Source organism: Pseudanabaena sp. FACHB-1998 (genome assembly GCF_014696355.1).
Lineage (GTDB): Bacteria > Cyanobacteriota > Cyanobacteriia > Pseudanabaenales > Pseudanabaenaceae > Pseudanabaena.
This window is the reverse complement of record NZ_JACJQA010000064.1, coordinates 2,501-5,278: the sequence shown is the minus strand read 5'-3', so window position 1 is coordinate 5,278 and position 2,778 is coordinate 2,501. Positions and strand designations below refer to the sequence as shown.

The window sequence follows — 2,778 nt, the reverse complement described above, 5'->3', positions numbered from 1 at the left end:
TTGCTAAGTTAGTAAAGCGCTGAAGGGAGGCGAAGCGAAAGCAAGCCGACCTAAACTGAAAGGAAAAGCGCGAAGAACCTAGACAAAAGAATAGTTTGAAAGCTTTAAGAAACCAATAAACCTCGTCAAAACAAATTAACTAGGTAAAACTAGTATATCCGACAGGATAAGCGAAAAGCTAAAAAAAGTCAAACCCATCCGAAAGGAAAAACACTTTAGAAAAGTAGGAATTAGTTCTGAAAGTATAAAGACACCATGGAGAGTTTGATCCTGGCTCAGGATGAACGCTGGCGGTATGCTTAACACATGCAAGTCGAACGGTCTCTTCGGAGATAGTGGCGGACGGGTGAGTAACGCGTAAGAATCTACCTATAGGTTCGGGACAACAGTTAGAAATGACTGCTAATACCGGATATGCCTTCGGGTGAAAGTTTTAATGCCTGTAGATGAGCTTGCGTTCGATTAGCTAGATGGAGTGGTAACGGCACACCATGGCGACGATCGATAACTGGTCTGAGAGGATGACCAGTCACACTGGGACTGAGACACGGCCCAGACTCCTACGGGAGGCAGCAGTGGGGAATTTTCCGCAATGGGCGAAAGCCTGACGGAGCAATACCGCGTGAGGGACGAAGGTCTGTGGATTGTAAACCTCTTTTGTTAGGGAAGATAATGACGGTACCTAACGAATAAGCATCGGCTAACTCCGTGCCAGCAGCCGCGGTAAGACGGAGGATGCAAGCGTTATCCGGAATTATTGGGCGTAAAGCGTACGTAGGCTGTTTCATAAGTCTGTTGTCAAAGCCCGAGGCTTAACCTTGGAAAGGCAATGGAAACTGTGAGGCTAGAGAGAGATAGGGGCAGGAGGAATTCCAGGTGTAGCGGTGAAATGCGTAGATATCTGGAAGAACACCAGTGGCGAAAGCGTCCTGCTGGATCTCAACTGACGCTGAAGTACGAAAGCTAGGGGAGCGAATGGGATTAGATACCCCAGTAGTCCTAGCCGTAAACGATGGGTACTAGGTGTTGGTCGTATCGACCCGATCAGTGCCGTAGCTAACGCGTTAAGTACCCCGCCTGGGGAGTACGGTCGCAAGATTGAAACTCAAAGGAATTGACGGGGGCCCGCACAAGCGGTGGAGTATGTGGTTTAATTCGATGCAACGCGAAGAACCTTACCAAGGCTTGACATGTCGTGAATCCTCTTGAAAGGGAGGAGTGCCTTCGGGAGCACGAACACAGGTGGTGCATGGCTGTCGTCAGCTCGTGTCGTGAGATGTTGGGTTAAGTCCCGCAACGAGCGCAACCCTCGTATTTAGTTGCCATCATTAAGTTGGGCACTCTAGATAGACTGCCGGTGACAAACCGGAGGAAGGTGGGGATGACGTCAAGTCATCATGCCCCTTACGCCTTGGGCTACACACGTACTACAATGGCCGGGACAAAGAGTTGCGAGCATGCGAATGCAAGCTAATCTCATAAACCCGGTCTTAGTTCAGATTGCAGGCTGCAACTCGCCTGCATGAAGGCGGAATCGCTAGTAATCGCAGGTCAGCATACTGCGGTGAATACGTTCCCGGGCCTTGTACACACCGCCCGTCACACCATGGAAGCTGGTCACGCCCGAAGTCGTTATCTCAACCCGCAAGGGAGGGAGGCGCCTAAGGCAGGGCTGGTGACTGGGGTGAAGTCGTAACAAGGTAGCCGTACCGGAAGGTGCGGCTGGATCACCTCCTTATAGGGAGACCTATTTACTCTTAGACTGAACCAATACAGAATTAAGTCAAGAGTAAGTCATCCCAAGGTCGTTCGAGATTTATTGGAAAGCTTTCAAACTAAGTCAGGTTCTAAATTTGGCTAACATAAAGGGCCATTAGCTCAGTTGGTTAGAGCGCACCCCTGATAAGGGTGAGGTCACTGGTTCGTGTCCAGTATGGCCCACTTGAGAAGCTAACAACTAGAAGCCAAAAGCTGAAAGTGATAGTTAACTCTGGGGATATAGCTCAGTTGGTAGAGCGCCTGCTTTGCACGCAGGAAGTCAGGAGTTCGAATCTCCTTATCTCCACCAAACTACTAAAACCGACAAAAGCAAAAGCAAGAGTTTAGCAACTCATCTAGTTAGATTAACAATCTAAGAACTAGAGAGACTGCTAAATTCTAGCGAAAGCGAGAATTTAGAAAGAACCTTGAAAACTGCATAGTAATAGTAATAAGAAGCAAGTAGATCCAAAGTGGAAACACAGAGGTCAAGCTACAAAGGGCTTACGGTGGATACCTAGGCACAAGAAGGCGATGAAGGACGTGGTTACCGACGATACACTGCGGGGAGCTGGAAGCAAGCCCTGATCCGCAGGTTTCCGAATGGGGCAACCCTATATACTGCCCGTTGAATAAAATAGACGGGAAAGAGCGAACTCAGCGAATTGAAACATCTTAGTAGCTGAAGGAAGAGAAAATAAATAATGATTTCCTAAGTAGCGGCGAGCGAACGGGAAAGAGCCCAAACCAATCGGCAAGACTGATTGGGGTTATAGGACAGCGATACTGTACGACAGAGATTAAATGAAGTGTTTGGAATGACACACCAAAGAGAGTGAAAGTCTCGTAATTAAAAATCAAAGTTGGCTAGCTGAATCCTGAGTAGCACGGTACACGAGAAATTCCGTGTGAATTCGCGAGGACCACCTCGTAAGGCTAAATACTCACTTGTGACCGATAGTGAACCAGTACCGCGAGGGAAAGGTGAAAAGAACCCCGGAAGGGGAGTGAAATAGAACA

2 tRNA genes and 2 rRNA genes (1 of these 4 running past the window's edge) are annotated in these 2,778 nt (G+C 48.2%); all 4 read left to right on the top strand.

The features are described from left to right. The first annotated feature begins 252 nt into the window (after positions 1–252). Positions 253–1,738: ribosomal RNA gene (locus H6F42_RS21520) — 16S ribosomal RNA — on the top strand. A gap of 129 nt (positions 1,739–1,867) precedes the next feature. Beyond that, positions 1,868–1,941: transfer RNA gene (locus H6F42_RS21515), tRNA-Ile, on the top strand. Positions 1,942–1,992: 51 nt separating this feature from the next. Beyond that, positions 1,993–2,068 (top strand) — tRNA-Ala (locus tag H6F42_RS21510). 176 nt (positions 2,069–2,244) lie between these two features. Beyond that, a 23S ribosomal RNA gene (locus tag H6F42_RS21505) occupies positions 2,245–2,778 on the top strand; it runs 2,288 nt beyond the window's last position. Together the 16S and 23S rRNA genes with 2 tRNA genes alongside form the textbook arrangement of a ribosomal RNA operon.